18 protein-coding genes are annotated in these 18,085 nt (G+C 65.1%); 1 reads left to right on the top strand and 17 read right to left on the bottom strand.

Annotated features, from left to right (window positions below):
- Positions 1-3: 3 nt before the first annotated feature.
- The 12 genes from metK to pyrR all read right to left on the bottom strand — a co-directional run bounded on the left by metK (position 4) and on the right by pyrR (position 12,730).
- Positions 4-1,218 carry a methionine adenosyltransferase gene (metK, locus tag AC5RU3_RS05115; RefSeq protein ID WP_309070008.1) on the bottom strand — a complete coding sequence of 405 codons (1,215 nt, stop codon included), beginning with the start codon at positions 1,216-1,218 and terminating at the stop codon, positions 4-6.
- A gap of 96 nt (positions 1,219-1,314) precedes the next feature.
- On the bottom strand, positions 1,315-2,550 hold the full coding sequence (coaBC, locus tag AC5RU3_RS05110; protein WP_493964984.1) for a bifunctional phosphopantothenoylcysteine decarboxylase/phosphopantothenate--cysteine ligase CoaBC: 1,236 nt from the start codon (positions 2,548-2,550) through the stop codon (positions 1,315-1,317).
- Positions 2,551-2,580: 30 nt separating this feature from the next.
- A complete protein-coding gene (rpoZ, locus tag AC5RU3_RS05105; protein WP_309070006.1) occupies positions 2,581-2,841 on the bottom strand; it encodes a DNA-directed RNA polymerase subunit omega in 261 nt (86 codons plus the stop codon).
- Positions 2,842-2,887: 46 nt separating this feature from the next.
- Positions 2,888-3,457, bottom strand: coding sequence for a guanylate kinase (gene gmk, locus AC5RU3_RS05100; RefSeq protein WP_309070005.1), 570 nt, complete (start codon positions 3,455-3,457; stop codon positions 2,888-2,890).
- 14 nt (positions 3,458-3,471) lie between these two features.
- Positions 3,472-3,807, bottom strand: a complete 336-nt coding sequence (gene mihF / locus AC5RU3_RS05095; protein ID WP_309070004.1) for an integration host factor, actinobacterial type — start codon at positions 3,805-3,807, stop codon at positions 3,472-3,474.
- A 98-nt stretch (positions 3,808-3,905) separates the two neighbouring features.
- Positions 3,906-4,766 carry an orotidine-5'-phosphate decarboxylase gene (gene pyrF / locus AC5RU3_RS05090; RefSeq protein ID WP_309070041.1) on the bottom strand — a complete coding sequence of 287 codons (861 nt, stop codon included), beginning with the start codon at positions 4,764-4,766 and terminating at the stop codon, positions 3,906-3,908.
- A complete protein-coding gene (gene carB / locus AC5RU3_RS05085; RefSeq protein ID WP_493964983.1) occupies positions 4,763-8,074 on the bottom strand; it encodes a carbamoyl-phosphate synthase large subunit in 3,312 nt (1,103 codons plus the stop codon). Before carB ends, pyrF begins: the two co-directional genes overlap by 4 nt.
- Positions 8,075-9,313 carry a glutamine-hydrolyzing carbamoyl-phosphate synthase small subunit gene (gene carA, locus AC5RU3_RS05080; protein ID WP_493964982.1) on the bottom strand — a complete coding sequence of 413 codons (1,239 nt, stop codon included), beginning with the start codon at positions 9,311-9,313 and terminating at the stop codon, positions 8,075-8,077.
- Positions 9,310-9,840 carry a PH-like domain-containing protein gene (locus AC5RU3_RS05075; protein ID WP_309070001.1) on the bottom strand — a complete coding sequence of 177 codons (531 nt, stop codon included), beginning with the start codon at positions 9,838-9,840 and terminating at the stop codon, positions 9,310-9,312. Before AC5RU3_RS05075 ends, carA begins: the two co-directional genes overlap by 4 nt.
- A 3-nt stretch (positions 9,841-9,843) precedes the next feature.
- A complete protein-coding gene (locus tag AC5RU3_RS05070) occupies positions 9,844-11,163 on the bottom strand; it encodes a dihydroorotase (protein WP_309123784.1) in 1,320 nt (439 codons plus the stop codon).
- A complete protein-coding gene (locus AC5RU3_RS05065; RefSeq protein WP_309069999.1) occupies positions 11,160-12,158 on the bottom strand; it encodes an aspartate carbamoyltransferase catalytic subunit in 999 nt (332 codons plus the stop codon). Before AC5RU3_RS05065 ends, AC5RU3_RS05070 begins: the two co-directional genes overlap by 4 nt.
- A complete protein-coding gene (gene pyrR / locus AC5RU3_RS05060; RefSeq protein WP_309069998.1) occupies positions 12,155-12,730 on the bottom strand; it encodes a bifunctional pyr operon transcriptional regulator/uracil phosphoribosyltransferase PyrR in 576 nt (191 codons plus the stop codon). The genes AC5RU3_RS05065 and pyrR overlap by 4 nt, the downstream gene beginning before the upstream one ends.
- A 98-nt stretch (positions 12,731-12,828) precedes the next feature.
- On the opposite strand from pyrR, the gene AC5RU3_RS05055 reads away from it, so the two are divergent.
- Positions 12,829-14,097, top strand: coding sequence for a PrsW family intramembrane metalloprotease (locus tag AC5RU3_RS05055; protein WP_493964981.1), 1,269 nt, complete (start codon positions 12,829-12,831; stop codon positions 14,095-14,097).
- 31 nt (positions 14,098-14,128) lie between these two features.
- Here AC5RU3_RS05055 and nusB read toward each other — a convergent pair whose 3' ends face one another.
- The 5 genes from nusB to aroC form a co-directional block, all read right to left on the bottom strand.
- A complete protein-coding gene (gene nusB, locus AC5RU3_RS05050; RefSeq protein WP_309069996.1) occupies positions 14,129-14,539 on the bottom strand; it encodes a transcription antitermination factor NusB in 411 nt (136 codons plus the stop codon).
- Positions 14,536-15,099, bottom strand: a complete 564-nt coding sequence (gene efp / locus AC5RU3_RS05045) for an elongation factor P (protein WP_309069995.1) — start codon at positions 15,097-15,099, stop codon at positions 14,536-14,538. The genes nusB and efp overlap by 4 nt, the downstream gene beginning before the upstream one ends.
- A 122-nt stretch (positions 15,100-15,221) precedes the next feature.
- Positions 15,222-16,313 (bottom strand): 3-dehydroquinate synthase, encoded by a 1,092-nt coding sequence (gene aroB / locus AC5RU3_RS05040; protein WP_493964980.1) that lies wholly within the window; start codon positions 16,311-16,313, stop codon positions 15,222-15,224.
- Entirely contained in the window at positions 16,303-16,872 is a 570-nt protein-coding gene (locus AC5RU3_RS05035; protein ID WP_493964979.1) for a shikimate kinase, read from the bottom strand. Before AC5RU3_RS05035 ends, aroB begins: the two co-directional genes overlap by 11 nt.
- Positions 16,872-18,071, bottom strand: a complete 1,200-nt coding sequence (aroC, locus tag AC5RU3_RS05030; protein ID WP_493965146.1) for a chorismate synthase — start codon at positions 18,069-18,071, stop codon at positions 16,872-16,874. Before aroC ends, AC5RU3_RS05035 begins: the two co-directional genes overlap by 1 nt.
- Between the last annotated feature and the right edge of the window lie 14 nt (positions 18,072-18,085).

Below are 18,085 nucleotides of genomic sequence, written 5' to 3'. Positions count from 1 at the left end.
TTCCTAGGCGTTGAAGTAGCTCTTGAGTTCGTCCGTGCGGTCGGTGAGTTCCCAGTTGAAACCCTCGCCCTCGCGTCCGAAGTGCCCGTGTGCGGCGGTCTTCTGATAGATCGGGCGCAGCAGGTCCAGGGAGTTGATGATGGCCAGGGGGCGGAGATCGAAGATCTCATTGATCGCCGATCCGATGGCAGCGGGATCGACCTGTTCCGTGCCGAAGGTCTCTACGTAAATCCCAACGGGGTGCGCCATTCCGATGGCGTAGGCGATCTGGATTTCCGCGCGGCGGGCAAGTCCCGAAGCCACAACGTTCTTGGCCACCCAGCGCATCGCGTATGCGGCTGACCGGTCCACCTTCGAGGGATCCTTGCCGCTGAAGGCACCGCCGCCGTGGCGCGCCATTCCCCCGTACGTGTCGACGATGATCTTCCGTCCGGTCAGACCGGCGTCACCCACGGGCCCGCCGATCACGAATTCGCCGCCAGGGTTCAGGATGTGACGGACGTTCGAGACGTCCAGGTGCGAGGTGGCCAGAACCGGCGTGATGACGTGTTCCACCAGGTCGGCGCGCAGCGTCTCGAGGTCGACTTCCTGTGCGTGCTGCGACGAGATCACGACCGAGTCGACGCTGACGGGCTTGTCGCCGTCGTAGCCCACGGTGACCTGCGTCTTGCCGTCGGGCCGCAGATAGGGCAGCGTGCCGTCCTTCCGGACGTCCGTGAGCTGCTCTGACAACCGGTGCGCCAGCCAGATCGGCGTAGGCATCAGAACCGGCGTCTCATCGCTGGCATAGCCGAACATGATGCCCTGGTCACCGGCGCCCTGGGCATCGTACGGATCGGTGCTGGTGCCCTCGCGGCTCTCAAGGGAGGTGAAAACGCCTGAAGCGATCTCGGGCGACTGCTGGCCGATGGACACCGATACGCCGCAGCGCGCACCGTCGAAACCATTCGCCGAGGAGTCATAACCAATGCCGAGGATGGTCTTGCGGACGATCTCGGGGATCTCCACATAGGCTTCCGTGGTCACTTCGCCGGCCACATGGACCAGTCCTGTAGTGACGAGGGTCTCCACCGCCACGCGGGAGCGTGGATCCGCTTCCAGCAACGCATCGAGGATGCCGTCACTGATCTGGTCGCAGATCTTGTCCGGATGGCCCTCCGTCACCGATTCTGAGGTGAACAATCGCAAGGAAGGGCTAGGCGTATGGGGTGAATTCACGTGATCACTCTACTTGGTCAGGCGATGTAACTGGCGGGTTGTGTGACCGGGTGCTACGGCGGAAGCACTCCCACAATGGTCACGCCGAAGGATGGCTCAGGCGGGCTTTCCCGCTGCGGTCAGGGCTTCGGCGACTCGTTGCACGACGACCTGGGCCACGCTGACTTTCGTTCCCTTCACCGTTTCCGGCTCGGCACCGCCGGCATCCAGAATGGTTATCTCGGTCGAGTCCTGACCGAAGACCAGCGAGCGGCCGACACGGTTCAAGACGAGCAGGTCACAGCCCTTGCGTTGTAGCTTCCGCAGCCCATGCGCGAGCGGGGTGGCGTCCTCATCCCCGGTTTCCGCCGCGAACCCTACAATCACTGCCGGCGAGCCGAGGGTGCGCCGCTGCTGCACGGTTTCCACGAGGATGTCCGGGTTGCGGGTAAGCGTGATGACCGGGTTCTCGCCGTTGTCGCGCTTCTTGACCTTGGTCTCGGAGACCGACTCAGGCCGGAAATCCGCAACGGCAGCCGCCATGATGAGGGCGTCCGAGTGCTGGGCGAGCTTCAGGGTCGCTTCCCGCAGTTCTTCAGCGGTCTCGACGAGTGTCAGCTCGACTCCCGCCGGTGGCGGTACATCCATATGGGCCGCGATGAAATGGACCGTCGCGCCCGCTTCCAGGGCGGCTGCGGCCAGCGCCACGCCCTGCTTTCCCGATGACCTGTTCCCGAGGAACCGGACCGGGTCCAGCGGCTCGCGTGTGCCGCCCGCCGTGATGGTGAGCGTGCGTCCTGCCAGTGGGCGGGCGCCAGGCGCGGTCTGCCCGGAGGAGACCTTGAGCGCTGCGGCATAGATGATTTCGGAATCGGGCAGTCTTCCCGGCCCGGTATCAGTCCCCGTGAGACGCCCAACGGCCGGTTCAAGCACGACGGCGCCGCGTCGCCTCAGGGTCTCGACATTCGCCACAGTGGCCGGGTGCTGCCACATCTCGGTATGCATGGCAGGCGCGAAAACCACCGGGGCGCGCGTCACCAGAAGGGAGCCTGTGAGCAGGTCATCCGCCATTCCGGCGGCTGCCCTGGCCAGCAGATCCGCGGTGGCCGGCGCGATGACCACCAGGTCCGCTTCCTGGCCAAGACGCACATGGCGGACCTGGTCGACGGCCTCGAACACACTGTTGCTGACGGGGTTTCCCGAGAGCGCCTCCCAGGTGGCAGTGCCCACGAACCGCTGGGCCGCTTCGGTGGGTATGACCGTTACGTTGTGGCCGGCCTCAGTGAACAAACGCAGGAGGGACGCCACCTTGTAGGCGGCGATCCCTCCTCCAACTCCCAGGATGATACGCACGTCGGTACCTTTGACTGACCGGCGGCGCGCTTACTCCGACGCTTCGGCGGGAGCAGCGACGAGCATGCCCTCGTTGATCTCGCGCAGTGCGATGGACAGCGGCTTCTCGTTCAGCTTGGTTTCCACCAGCGGACCAACATACTCGAAAAGGCCCTCATGGAGCTGCGAGTAGTAAGCGTTGATCTGGCGTGCGCGCTTGGCACCGTAGATCACGAGGGCGTACTTCGAGTCCGACGCTTCCAGCAGGGAGTCGATCGGCGGGTTGATGATGCCTTCGGGGTGAGTAGACACAAAATCTCCAATAGTCGCTGGGCCGTAGAGCTGGTGCGCGTGCTTTTCAGTGCGAGTGCGCGGTCAGGCCCATCAATGAAACAAGCTCATCTGCTGCGCGCTGAACGTCGTCATTGACCACGGTGTGGTCGAATTCCGGTTCGGCAGCAAGTTCCAGTTTAGCGGTTGCAAGGCGCTGCTGCTGTTCCTCGGGTGTTTCGGTGCCCCGACCGATCAGTCGTCGCACCATTTCCTCCCAGCTGGGAGGCGCCAGGAAGACGAAGTTGGCATCCGGCATACTCTCCTTCACCTGACGCGCGCCCTGCAGATCGATCTCCAGCAATACGGTCTTACCGGCGTCCATGGCGGCTTTCACCGTGCGCCGGAGCGTGCCGTAGCGGTTCCGCCCGTGGACGACTGCCCACTCCAGCATCTGTCCGGTCGCCACAAGGTCGTCGAACTCCTCGGGTGAGACGAAGTGGTAGTGCACACCGTCTGTCTCACCCGGCCGGGGAGGACGCGTCGTGGCCGAAACGGACAACTCCACTTCGGGGTAGTTGTCACGGATGTAAGTGGAAACGGTGCCTTTGCCCACAGCCGTGGGGCCCGCGAGTACGGTCAGCCGCGGCTGATTCACGAATACTTCCTTCTCTAGTGGCGATTGTTCACCGGATGGTGCGTCAAGTGCTCAACGAGAGCCTTGCGCTGGTGGATGCCGAGGCCCCGCACCCTGCGGGTGGCTGCGATTCCCACGGCGTCCATGATGCCTGCAGCCCTTTTCTCCCCCACCCCGGGCAAGGCTTTCAACAGGTCCAGCACCCGGAGGCGGCCGATCGCTTCCTCCTGGCCTGAACCATTGATCACCTCGGCCACCGTAATCTCACCGGACTTCAGCCGGGACTTCAGCTCCGCCCGAACAGCCCGCGCCGCCGTCGCTTTTTCCCGCGCCAGTGTTCGTTCGCTATCGGTGAGAGGCTTGAGGCTCACTCGGGCTCCCTAGGCAGTTGAACCGTCGGTCGAACACCGGCAGTCACGGGTCTGGAGATTGGGCTTGCACTGAACCTATCTGCTCGGCTGACCGAAAATCAATCCGTCCCGGAACCGGTGCCGCGGGACAGGTCCACCGCTCTTTGGGTGGCGGCTGCCGCCTTGCGAAGACCCTCCACTGTGGGACCCGCGCTCAGGATTTCCCTGCTCGAGTTCGGTAGGACAAGGCCCGTCGCACCCCGGAAAGTGTCACGAAGCTCACGCTGCCCAGCCCCCTGTGCTCCCACTCCGGGCGCAAGAATCGGACCGTTGAGCGTGGAGAGGTCCAGTCCAAGGCGACGCACGGCCTCCCCGGCAGTGGCACCGATCACCAGTCCTACTGAGCCGGGTGCGCCGTCGCGGTTTTCTGCTGCGGCTGCCTCGACGATCCGCCGGGCGACCGAGTCCTCCCCTCCCACGTGCTGTACCGATGCGCCCTCCGGATTTGAGGTCAGAGCAAGGACGAACACGCCGCGGTTGGTTTCCCGGGCCGCGTCCAACGCAGGACGCAACGACTCGAAGCCCAGGTACGGACTCAGCGTGAGCGCGTCCGCCGCCAGGGCGGATCCATCGCGCAACCAGGCATCAGCGTAGCCTGCCATCGTGGAACCGATGTCGCCCCGCTTGGCGTCGGCGATCGTCAGCACGCCGGCCTCCGCGCTGCGGGACAACAACCGCTCCAACGCGGCCATACCCTGCGAACCGAGGCGCTCGAAAAGGGCGACCTGCGGCTTGATGACCGCCACCTGTCCCGCGACGGCCTCAAGGACCGTCGCGGAAAAGCGCTCGACGCCGTCCGGCGTATCGGGAAGCCCCCACGCACTCAGCAGCGCTGGGTGCGGGTCGACGCCCACACAGAGATTCCCGAGACGTTCGACGGCGGCCGCCAGTCGCTGCCCGAAGGTCGCCGTCACCGTCAGGCTCCGACCGGGTCCGGCACAGTTTCGCCGCGGACGGCGCGGGCGTGGTCCTGCAAACTGGTCACGGACCACTGGTAGGTACGAAGCGCCTCGATCGCCTGCACCGCGGCATTGAACTCCGCAACGGTAGTGATGCACGGGATGCCGATCGAGGTCGCTGCGGCGCGCAGCTGGTACCCGTCGCTGCGCGCTTCCCCGCCCGACGGTGTGTTGAAGACCATATCGATCTCCCCTGCCACCACCAGGTCCGCGATCGTGCCCTCGCCTTCGGCGCTGCTTCCTTCGGCAACCTTGCGGACGGGCGTTGCCTGGATGCCGTTGCGGCGCAGGACGTCGGCGGTGCCGCCCGTGGAGACGATCTCGAAACCGAGGTCCGAAAGCCGCTTGACGCCCATGATGATCGAGCGCTTGTCGCGGTTGGCGACGGAGACAAAGACCTTGCCATGGGTGGGCAGCGCGTTGTTGGCAGCAGCCTGGCTCTTCGCGAATGCCGTGTCGAAGTGCTTGTCGATGCCCATGACTTCACCCGTGGACCGCATCTCGGGGCCGAGCAGCGAATCGACCACTGTCCCCTCGGGTGTGCGGAATCGGCTGAACGGCAGCACAGCTTCCTTCACGGACACCGGGGCGGACAGCGGCAGGCGTGAACCGTCACCGGTTTCGGGCAGCATCTTGTACGCACTGCGGAGCTGGTGGATAGTGACGCCGGTTCCGATGAGGGCTGCCGCCTTGGCCATCTGCACACCTGTCGCCTTGGAGACGAACGGTACGGTGCGTGAAGCACGCGGATTCGCCTCGAGCACATAGAGCACATCGGAAGCCAGCGCGAACTGGATGTTGATCAGGCCGCGGACTCCGACGCCCTCGGCGATCGCGTGGGTTGCCACGCTTACCCGCTCCAGGACATCGGTACCCAGGGTGATCGGCGGCAGGACGCAGGCGGAGTCGCCGGAGTGGATACCGGCTTCCTCGATGTGCTCCATGATGCCGCCCAGATACAGATCCTTACCGTCATAGAGCGCATCGACGTCGATCTCAACTGCGTCTTCAAGGAATCTGTCGATCAGAACCGGGTGGTCCGGTGTGATCTCGGTGGCGTTGAGGATGTAGCGCGACAGGTGCGCCTCGTCGTACACGATCTCCATGCCGCGCCCGCCCAGAACATACGAGGGGCGGACCAGGACCGGGTAACCGATCTCGTCGGCGATTGCGCGTGCGTCCTCGAAGGAAACCGCTGTGCCGTTCTTCGGGGCGATGAGTCCGGCTTCGGCCAGTACCCGTGCAAACTCTCCGCGGTGTTCCGCGAGGTCGATAGCCTCCGGCGAGGTGCCGAGGATCGGGATCCCTGCGTCAGCGAGCTCCTGTGCCAGCTTCAGAGGGGTCTGCCCGCCGAGCTGGACGAAGACGCCCATGACGCCGCCGGTGCGCTCCTCGGCAGCGATGACCTCGAGCACATCCTCCAGGGTGAGCGGCTCGAAGTACAGCCGGGTGGAGACGTCGTAGTCCGTGGACACCGTCTCGGGGTTGCAGTTGACCATGACCGTCTCGTAACCCGCCTTGCGCAGCGCCATGGTGGCGTGCACGCAGGAGTAATCGAACTCGATGCCCTGCCCGATGCGGTTGGGGCCGGAGCCGAGGATGATGATGGACGGCTTTGCATGCAGGCCCACTTCGTCCTCCTCGTCGTAGGAGGAGTAGTGGTACGGCGTGTAAGCAGCGAATTCCGCCGCACAGGTGTCCACCGTCTTGAAGACCGGCCTGATATCGAGTGCATGACGCACCCCGCGAACCACTGCCTCAGGGGTGTGCGTGAGCAGGCCGATCTGCTCATCCGAGAAGCCGTGGCGCTTGGCCAGCCGCAGGGTCTCGGGCTTCAGTCCCGTCGAGCGGACGGTTTCCGCAACCTCATTGAGCAGGACCAGCTGATCCAGGAACCAGGGGTCGATTCCGGTGGCCTTGTAGAGCTCGTCGACGCTCGCACCGCCCAGCAGCGCGCGCTGGACCTGGGACAGGCGTTCCGTGGTCGGGCGCTTTGCGGCTTCAACGAGTTCAGGCACATCGAACTCGCTGACGCGGTCGAAGCGGAGCTGGGAGCCCTTCTGTTCAAGGGACCGCAGCGCCTTCTGCAGCGCCTCGGTGAAGTTCCGGCCCATGGCCATCGCTTCGCCGACGGACTTCATGGTGGTGGTCAGGGTGTCATCCGCTGCGGGGAACTTCTCGAACGCGAACCTCGGCACCTTGACGACGACGTAGTCCAGGGTCGGCTCGAAGGATGCCGGGGTCTGGCGGGTGATGTCGTTCGGAATCTCGTCCAGGGTGTAGCCCAGGGAAAGCTTCGTGGCGATCTTCGCGATCGCAAAACCGGTCGCCTTCGACGCCAGTGCCGAGGAGCGGGATACCCGGGGGTTCATCTCGATGACCACTACCCGCCCGGTATCCGGTTCCACCGCGAACTGGATGTTGCAGCCGCCGGTATCGACGCCCACCTCGCGGATGACCGCAATCGAGATGTCACGCAGCCGCTGGTACTCGCGGTCGGTCAGCGTTAGCGCGGGAGCCACCGTGATGGAGTCTCCGGTGTGGACACCGACCGGGTCGAAGTTCTCGATGGAACAGACGACGACGACGTTGTCCTTCTTGTCGCGCATCATCTCCAGCTCGTATTCCTTCCACCCGAGAATGCTCTCCTCAAGCAGGACTTCGCTGGTGGGGCTGTACTGAAGGCCCTGGCCGACGATTCGCCGCAGGTCGTCCTCGTTGTAGGCCAGACCGGACCCCAGCCCGCCCATGGTGAAGGAGGGCCGGACCACCATGGGGTAACCGAGGTCTCCCGCAGCGGCGAAGGCTTCGTCCAGCGAATGGATGATGGCCGAGCGGGCAGACTCCGCCCCGCAGCGCTCGACGACGCCCTTGAACTTTTCGCGGTCCTCGCCAAGTTCAATGGCCGCGATGTTCGCGCCGATGAGTTCAACGCCGTACTTCTCAAGTACGCCGTTCTTGTCGAGCGCGATTGCGGTGTTGAGAGCCGTCTGGCCGCCCAGGGTGGGAAGGATCGCGTCCGGCCGCTCCTTGGCGATGATCTTCTCGACCACCTCCGGGGTGATCGGCTCGACGTAGGTTGCGTCAGCGAACTCAGGGTCCGTCATGATGGTGGCCGGATTGGAGTTGACCAGGATGACCCTGATTCCCTCCTCTTTCAGCACGCGCAGAGCCTGGGTGCCTGAGTAGTCGAACTCGGCCGCCTGGCCGATGACGATGGGTCCCGATCCGATGACCAGGACGGAGGTGAGGTCGGTTCTGCGGGGCATCTAGTTTTCTTCCTGCGCGGGGGTGGGTGCTTTGGAGACCTCGGAAGCATCAAGCTCGTCGGAGCCCGAGCGGGCAGCCTCAGCCATGAAGTCGATGAACCTGTCGAACAGGTACGCGGAGTCGTGCGGACCGGCGGCCGCCTCCGGGTGGTACTGAACCGAGAAGGCCGGCAGGTCCAGGCACGCGAGTCCCTCAACGACGTCGTCGTTGAGGCAGACGTGGCTCACCTCGACACGTCCGAAGCGCTCCTCGGGAGCGTTAACCGGGCCGTCCAGCGGCGCGTCGACGGCGAAACCGTGGTTCTGGCTGGTGATTTCCACCTTGCCCGTGCGGCGGTCGAGAACCGGCTGGTTGATTCCCCGGTGCCCGTAGCGGAGCTTGTACGTCCCGAAGCCGAGCGCACGGCCGAGGATCTGGTTCCCGAAGCAGATGCCGAAGAACGGGGTCTTCGCATCGAGGACCTGGCGCAGCAGCGACACCTGGGCGTCCGCCGTGGAGGGATCTCCAGGCCCGTTCGACATGAAGACGCCGTCGGCCCCCACGGCTACGACGTCGTCGTACGTTGCAGTGGCAGGCATCACGACGGTCCGCACGCCGCGCTGGGCGAAGTGCTTGGGCGTCATGGCCTTGATGCCGAGGTCCAGCGCGGCAACGGTGAAGCGGGGCTCTCCCTCCCAGCCGTGGTCGGAAGGTTCGACGACGTAGCGGGAGTCCACGCTCACTTCCTCCGCGAGCCGCGAGCCTTCCATGCTGTGTTGCCCGTTGACTGTGGCCAGCAGGTCGGCGTCGCTGCGGGCGGCGTCGGAGCCGGAGAAGATTCCTGCCTTCATGGCGCCGCGCTCCCGCAGGTGCCGGGTGATCGCGCGGGTGTCGACACCCTGAATTCCCACAACGCCCTGCTCGGCGAGTTCGTCATCGAGGCTCTTTTCAGAGCGCCAGTTCGAGGGACGCCGGGCCGGGTCACGGACGATGTAGCCGGCGACCCAGATCTGGCGGGACTCGGCGTCGTCGCGGTTCACACCGGTGTTGCCGATGTGCGGCGCTGTCTGGACCACCAGTTGCCGCGCGTAGGACGGGTCGGTGATCGTTTCCTGGTACCCGGTCATCCCGGTGGCGAAGACGGCCTCGCCAAGGGCGGTGCCCTGAGCGCCGTAGCTCTGCCCACGGAAAGTCCGCCCGTCCTCGAGGACCAAAACCGCCGCGGCACCGGCTCCTGTTACTCCCGCGTGTGTTGTCACTGTACTTCCTTGCTTGTGGGGTTGGTCAGGGGGTCGGTGTCCTCGATCAGCTCACTGATCGCTGCCAGGAGCTGCGGTTTGTCCGCCGCGTACCTGGTCCGGAAACCCGTATCGAAAGTGTGCGAGTCCATCGTCCAGGACACGACCACCAGTCCGTCCTTCTCGACGAATTTTCCGGCCATGCCCCGCTCCAGACGCACACCGGTCAGGTTCTGCCTGGCGATGTACACCTCTGTGTCTCCGGAGCGGTCGAACAGCAGACCGTGTGAATAGACGGCCGCAGTTGCGGTGGCCTTGTTTCCCAGTCCGTGCGCTGTGACCCGGTCCAGCCAGTCCCCGCCTGTGGTGGTGACGACGTACTGGCCTTCGGCCGCGTAAACCGGTGCTCCCCGGTCCTCCGGGGCATCCGCGGGCGCACTGAGCGTCTGCTGGCGCTTGAGGCGGTTTCTCCAGCCCACTGCCATCAGCCCCGCCAGCAGCACGATGGCGGCCAAGGATATGGCGACGGCTGTTATTGCTACGTCCACGCTTCAGTCCCCTTGTGCATCGGGATGCGGTGTGTTGAGCCGCCCTTCCAGCACCGTGGGATGCCCGGCGAAGAAGGTTGCGACGACGGCGCCCGGCAGTTCGAGGCCGGCGAAGGGACTGTTGCGGCCCTTGGTAGCCATTTTATGGGGATCGACCGTCCACCTGGCTGCAGGATCCACCAGTGTGAGATTTGCCATCTCACCGGCTGCCAGCGGCCTGCCCTGGGTCTGAACCCGTCCGATCTGAGCGGGAAGGATGGACGTCGCCTCCGCGAAGCGCGCCCAGTCCATCAGCCCGGTCTCGATCATGGCGTGCTGGACTACCGAGAGTGCGGTCTCAAGGCCGGTCATCCCCATCGCGGCCTGCGCCCATTCGCATTCCTTGTGCTCGGACGGGTGCGGCGCATGGTCGGTTCCGACGACGTCGATCGTCCCGTCGGCCAGGGCCTCCCGGAGCGCAGTGACGTCGTCGTTCGTCCGTAGCGGCGGGTTCACCTTGTAGACCGGATTCCAGGAACGGACCAGTTCGTCGGTGAGCAGCAGATGGTGGGGCGTGACCTCAGCTGTCACGTTGACCCCGCGCTGCTTCGCCCAGCGGATGATCTCAACCGAACCGGCCGTTGACACATGGCACACATGGAGGCGCGAGCCCACATGCTGAGCCAGCAGGACGTCCCTGGCGATAATGCTCTCCTCAGCCACGGCCGGCCATCCCGCCAGGCCCAGGACAGCAGACACTGCGCCCTCGTTCATCTGGGCGCCCTCGGTGAGGCGGGGCTCCTGCGCGTGCTGGGCGACCACGCCGTCGAACGCTTTCACGTACTCGAGCGCGCGGCGCATGAGTACCGGATCGGACACGCAGATGCCGTCGTCGGAGAAGACCCGCACACCCGCCCTGGACTGCGCCATCGCGCCGAGTTCGGCGAGCCGCTCCCCCGCGAGGCCAACGGTGACGGCGCCCACCGGACGGACATCGACCCAGCCGGCCCGCCGGCCGAGTGCGTAAACCTGTTCCACCACGCCCGCGGTATCAGCCACCGGCATGCTGTTGGCCATGGCGTGCACAGACGTGTAACCGCCCATCGCCGCCGCGCGTGTGCCGGTCTCCACTGTTTCGGCATCCTCACGCCCCGGCTCGCGGAGGTGCGTGTGGATGTCCACCATGCCGGGCAGGAGGACCAGCCCGTCAGCGTCGACCACGACGGCACCGGCCGATGAAAGGGATCGTCCCCGCTCAGCGATACGCCCGTCCGCGACGAGCACGTCGACGCCGGTTTCACCAGCGGCCGTGGTGGCGCCCTTGATCAGGTAGGTGGTCGTCATACTGTTGCCTCCTGGGCGGGGGTCGGCTGCGTTGAGTCATCGCCTGAAAGCAGCAGGTACAGCACGGCCATGCGGACCGATACGCCGTTGCGTACCTGGGCCAGGACCGTCGAACGGGGGGAGTCGGCTGCGGCCGACGAGATTTCGAGGCCCCGGTTCATGGGGCCGGGGTGCATGATGATGGTGTCCTTGCCTGCGGATACTTCCAGCGCAGCCAGGCGATCGTCGTCGAAACCCCAGGTGCGGGCATACTCGCGGGCGGAGGGGAAAAAGGCTGCATTCATCCGTTCGCCCTGGACCCGGAGCATCATGATGGCGTGCGGGCCTGTGGCGAGCACCTCATCAAGGTCGAAGCTGACCCTGCAGGGCCAGTCCGCAATCCCGACGGGCAAAAGGGTCGGCGGGGCGACGAGCGTCACTTCAGCACCGAGGGTGGTCAGCAGCCACAGGTTGGATCGGGCCACGCGGGAGTGAAGGACGTCCCCGACGATAGCGATGCGAAGGCCCCGCAGGTCCTCACCGAGGGAGGCCCTGCCCGCAATCTGCGACCAGTGCCGGCGGAGCGTGAATGCGTCCAGCAGCGCCTGTGTCGGGTGCTCATGGGTGCCGTCACCGGCGTTGACCACAGCAGCGTCGATCCAGTCCGAGGCCGCGAGCCTCGCCGGTGCGCCCGACGCCCAGTGCCGGATGACCACGGCATCGGCGCTCATTGCCTCAAGGGTTTGTGCCGTGTCCTTGAGCGATTCGCCCTTGGACACAGACGAGCCCTTGGCTGCGAAGTTGATCACGTCGGCTGACAGGCGCTTGGCCGCGGCCTCGAAAGAGATACGGGTCCGCGTCGAATCCTCGAAGAACAGGTTGACAACGGTCCGCCCGCGCAGAGCGGGAAGCTTCTTTACTTCCCGCTCGCCGACCAAGGCCATCTCTTCGGCCGTGTCGAGGATCCGGATGGCGTCCGCGGCCGAGAGGTTCTCGGTGGACAGGAGGTGCTTCATGCCGGACCTTCAATCACTACTTCGTCGACCGAGTCCACCTCAGTGATCCTTACCCGAACCTTTTCCGCGGATGAGGTGGGCAGGTTCTTCCCGACGTGATCCGCGCGGATCGGCAGCTCACGGTGCCCGCGGTCGACCAGTACCGCCAGACGGACGACGCGGGGCCGCCCGATGTCAACGATGGCGTCCAGCGCTGCACGGATGGTGCGCCCGGAATAGAGCACGTCATCCACCAGCACGACCACCTTGTCATCGATACCGGCGGGAGGCAGTTTTGTGGGACCCGGGGGCCGGGTGGGGTGCTTACGCAGGTCGTCCCGGAACATCGTGACGTCGAGCCGTCCGACCATCGCGTCCGGGTTCACTGCGGGATCTGTGCGCGCTATCTTGCGCGCCAGACGCTGCGCGAGGGGGAATCCGCGGCGCGGAATTCCCAGCAGCACCAGATCTTGGGAGCCCTTGTTGGCTTCGAGGATCTCGTGGGCGATACGGGTCAAGGCCCGATCTATGTCAGCTTCTCCGAGGACCGTGCGGAACACGAATCCTCCGGATTCAGGGCTGGGTACACTCAAGGAACGCGTCCTCCTTCTCCGCCTCACAGGACGGCCTTTAAAGGGTTGGCTGCGCGTTCAAAACTACCACAGGCGTCCGGTCCACCTATCCTGTGTGGATGAGTATGAACTCGGGGAACTTCCAGCGCCGCTCGGGCCTGCAGGCTCAACCAGGGCAGCGGCCCCCGCTGGGGATGTGGCAGCAGGTGCACACGGGGCCGTCGGTCCCACCCGCTCCACACCCTGCCGCCGGGCTCGCAGCGCCTGGGAGGAAGCGCTCCTCCCCTGCAGGCGCCGCCGTCGTCAACGCACTTCTGCTCATCTGCGCGGGCCTCGTGCTCGCCGGAGTCGCAGCGCTGGTAACAGCACAGCTTGGCACCTCGGCCCTGATTCTGTGCGCGGCACTGGCGCTCGTGCCGCTGGCAATTTGCCTTGCGGGCATCCGCTGGGTCGATCGGTGGGATCCGGAGCCCCGGGGTGCGCTCGTGTTCGCCTTTCTCTGGGGTGCGGGGATGTCCGTTGCCGTGACGCTTCTGCTTGGTCCAACCGTCACACTGCTTCTGACGGAGGGGCTGGACGGCGCGACCGCGGACGTCGTCGGTCCTGTCTTTCAGGCTCCGCTGGTCGAAGAGGTGGCGAAAGGACTGGGTGTCCTCATTCTGGTGGCATCCCGCCGCAGCCATTTCGACGGGCCGGTGGACGGGATCGTTTACGCCGGTACGGTGGCCGCAGGTTTCGCCTTCACCGAGAACATCCTGTATTTCGGGTCAGCGCTGGCAGATCCGGCGGGACTGGGCGGGCTGATCACCGTCTTCGTGATGCGCGGACTCTTCTCACCTTTCGCACACGTCATGTTCACCGGTGCGCTGGGCCTGGTACTCGGCATTGCGGTTGCGAAAGGCCGCACCAGGGGCAGGCTGGCGCTAGCGTTCATTCTCGGACTTGTGCCTGCAATCGCCGGGCACATGTTGTGGAACGGAGGTCTCGTGGTGTTGTTCACCGACTTCTTCTCGTTCTACTTCCTCGTTCAGGTGCCGCTGTTCCTCGCGGTGATCGCCGTGGTGATAGGACTGCAGCGGGCAGAACGCGCGGTGACCTATCAGCGACTGGCCGAATACGCCGGTTCGGGCTGGCTCACCGGCCAGGAAGTGGACATGGTTGCCTCCGCGAGGGGTCGCTCGTCAGCTCTCGCCTGGGCTCGGCGCATCGGGGCCGGACCCGCAATGAAGCGTTTCGTCAGAACCGGCGTACGGCTCGCTTTCGTGCGTCAACGGCTTCGCGCCGGACATTCAGCTGCGGCAGATCCGGAGCTCGAAGCGGATCTGCTCCATGAACTGAACGCCGCCCGCCGGCAGATCATTGCAGCAGCGTCCGGGCGCCGGTTCTGAACCAGCGGCGCACGGACGCAGTGGGTGCCGACTACGCGAGCAGTGTCGGCTTGAGCTGCTGCAGCCTGCCGAGCAGGCCATTGATGAAGGCGGGCGACTCGTCAGTTGAGAGCATGGTCGCCAGTTGGACGGCCTCACTGACGGCAACCGTATCCGGGACATCCTCGTTGTACAGCAGTTCCCAGGAGCCGACGCGGAGAATCATGCGGTCCACGGCCGGCATCCGGTCCAGCGTCCACCCCTGTGAGTAGGTGCTGAGGAATTCGTCGATCTGGGTGCCGTGGGCCATGACGCCCTCAATGATCTCCACCGAGTACTCGTTAATGACCGTATCTGTCTTCTCACGGCGACCCTGAAGTGCTTCGATCGGCGAGACGGAACGCTGCTCGGCCTCGAACAGAATATCCAGAGCCCTGCGCCGTGCTTTGCTACGGGCGCTCACTCGTTGACGCGTCCCAGGTACTCACCGGTGCGGGTGTCAACCTTCACCTTGGTGCCCGTCTCGAGGAACAGCGGCACCTGGATCTCGTACCCGGTTTCCACGGTGGCCGGCTTGGTGCCTCCGGTGGAGCGGTCGCCCTGCAGGCCCCGCTCGGTGTAGGTGATTTCGAGGACAACCGACGGCGGCAGCTCGAGATAGAGCGGTGAACCCTCGTGCATCGCGATTGTTGCCATCTGGCTCTCGAGCATGAAGTTCTCTGCGCTGCCTACGGTTGCACCCGGGACCGTGATCTGGTCGTAGTCCGTGGTGTCCATGAACACGAAGTCGTCGCCGTCCTTGTACAGGTACTGGTAGTCGCGGCGGTCCACCGTGGCGGTCTCGATTTTGAGCCCGGCGTTGAACGTCTTGTCGACAACCTTCCCCGAAAGGATGTTGCGTAGCTTGGTGCGGACGAAGGCGCCGCCCTTGCCGGGCTTGACGTGCTGGAATTCAAGCACGTTCCAGAGGTTTCCCTCGAGCTTGAGGACGGTGCCATTCTTGATGTCGTTCGTGGTGGCCACGGGTTCTCTTTCGTCGATTGACTGATGGTTGGCTTTGCGTCGCAGCAGGCGCAGCGCACGACTGCTCGGGATCTGCCCGCCAAAAGACCAGAGTCCAGTCTACCCTGCCGGACGAACCGGATTCAGGAAGCGATCTCCTGGTATGCGGCGAAGAGGAGCGACGTGTCCGGTACCTCGAGGATCCCCGGGCGGGCGACGTCGTCGAGCACAACGAAGCGAAGCAGATCGCCGCGGGCCTTCTTGTCGCGCCGCATTCCATCCAACAGCGCTGCCCAACGGTCCTTGCGGTAGGTCACCGGAAGCCCCAGCGACTCCAGAATCGCGCGATGTCTGTCCGCGATCGCGTCGTCCAGCCGTCCAACCATACGGGAGAGCTCCGCCGCGAAAACCAGCCCTACCGAGACAGCAGCGCCGTGGCGCCAGGAGTACCGTTCCGCCAGTTCGATGGCGTGGGCAAGAGTGTGTCCATAGTTGAGGAACTCTCGTCGCCCCGATTCCTTGAGATCCTCGGACACTACGGCGGCCTTGACTGCGATTGACCGTTCCACGAGCTCGCGGACGACCTCGCTGTTGGAGTTCCTCACAGCTTCCGGATCCGACTCGATCAGTTCGAGGATTCGCGGGTCGGCGATGAAGCCGCACTTCACCACCTCTGCCATGCCCGTGATGAGTTCGTTGGCCGGCAGGGTCTGGAGCGCATCCAGATCGGCAAGCACGCCTGCCGGCGGATGGAAAGCCCCGACGAGGTTCTTGCCCTCGGCGGTGTTGATCCCCGTCTTGCCACCCACTGCGGCGTCGACCATGCCCAGCAGCGTAGTGGGCAGGTGGACCACCTTGACGCCGCGCAGCCAGGTTGCAGCAACGAAACCGGCGACGTCGGTCACCGCGCCTCCCCCGACAGCCACTATTGCGTCTGACCGGGTGAAATCGTTTTGGCCGAGGACCTGCCAGCAGAACGCTGCCACCTGGATGTGCTTGCCCTCTTCGGCGTCAGGGATCTCGGCGGTGACGGCGGTGAACCCATCACCGTCCAGTTGCTCCCGCACAGTGTCTCCGGTGGAGCGCAGAGCCCGGGGGTGAATCACGAGAACGCGCCGGACGCGTTCACCCAGCAGCGGCGATAGCCGGTCGAGCAGTCCCCGCCCCACAACGACGTCGTAGTTTTCCGACGGGGCGCTGCCCGTGACGCGGATTGCAGTAGGTTCAGCGGTCATTGCCGAGAGTCCCTTCCTCTGTGAACTTAGTGCGGCGCAGCTGCGCCTCGAGGCGGTCAACGACGATATCGGGGGTAGCATCCCGGGTGTCGATCACGGCGTCCGCCAGCGCTTCGTAAATTGGGCGCCGTTCCCGGTCGAGACGGGCCCAGGTTTCGCCGGCGTTGCCGGCCAGGAGCGGTCTGCCGGTGTCACCGGCCAGGCGCGGCAGAACCGTCGCCAGGTCAGCGTCCAGGAACACCACGAAGGCCGATTGCAGGAGGCGCTGCGTTGCGCTGTGGAGTACTGCTCCCCCGCCGAGGGAGATGACTGTACCTTGTCCCGCCTCTTTTTCAGCCTCTGACAGGACCTGCGAAACGATATCGGCCTCAATGCGGCGGAACTCGGGTTCACCCCGGCTGGCGAAAATCTCAGGAATTGGTCCGTGCCGGTCGACGATCTCCGCGTCCGTATCGATGAACCGCCAACCGTGCCGGACAGCGATGCGCCGACCGACGGTCGACTTGCCGGTGGCCATCAGACCGATGAGTACCAGCGGTCGATCAGCCGCCGGCAACATCAGGACGTAACCGAGTTCAGCGCCGCCGGGATGTTCTCGAGATAGGAGTTGAGATTGCGCCTCGTCTCCTCAACGGAGTCGCCGCCGAACTTCTCGGTTACTGCTTCCGCGAGAACCAGGGCGACCATGGCCTCGGCAACCACTCCCGCCGCGGGGACAGCACAGACGTCCGAGCGCTGGTGGTGTGCCTTGGCGGCGTCGCCCGTGGTGACGTCGATGGTCTGGAGTGCCCGGGGCACGGTGGCGATTGGTTTCATAGCAGCACGCACCCTCAGAACGTCACCGATGCTCATGCCGCCTTCGATGCCGCCTGCGCGGTTGGTGGCGCGTCCGATGCGTCCGCTGTCCTCGCGGACAATCTCGTCATGGGCTGCGGAACCGCGCCGACGCGCGGTCTCGAAGCCGTCACCGACCTCGACGCCCTTGATCGCCTGGATTCCCATGAGTGCACCGGCGAGGCGGGCGTCCAGCCTGCGGTCCCAGTGAACGTAGCTTCCCAGTCCCGGAGGGAGACCGTAGGCGAGGACCTCGACAACGCCGCCGAGTGTCTCACCCTCCTTGTGGGCTGCATCGACTTCGGCGACCATGGCGATGGAGGTGTCGCGGTCGAAGCAGCGCAGCGGATCTTCATCCAGCGCCAGCACGTCTCGGGGCCCGGGCAGCTCGGAACCCTCCGGAACCGCGACGGAGGCGACGGCGACGGTATGGCTGACGAGTTCGATACCGAGAGCGGACAGGAACTGCGCCGCAACGGTACCGAGGGCTACCCGCGCCGCTGTTTCCCTGGCACTTGCGCGTTCAAGCACCGGCCGCGCCTCATCGAAGCCGTACTTCTGCATCCCGGTGAAGTCAGCGTGCCCCGGGCGAGGCCTTGTCAACGGTGCGTTGCGGGCCGAGTTCTCGAGGATGGCGGCGTCCACCGGATCAGCGGACATGACCTGCTCCCACTTTGGCCATTCCGTGTTTCCCACCTCGACGGCAACGGGGCCGCCCTGGGTCAGACCATGCCGGACGCCGCCGATGATTCGTACCTGGTCCTGTTCAAACTTCATCCGGGCACCACGGCCGTATCCCAGACGCCGACGAGCCAAAGCCGCCTGAATGGACTCGCTCGCAATCTCGACGCCAGCGGGCATTCCCTCAATGATTCCAACCAGAGCAGGGCCGTGGGATTCCCCGGCCGTCAACCAACGCAACATAACGTCCATCCTGC

It is taken from the genome of Arthrobacter sp. MDB1-55 (assembly GCF_059092925.1).
This window is presented reverse-complemented; position numbering and strand designations above follow the sequence as displayed.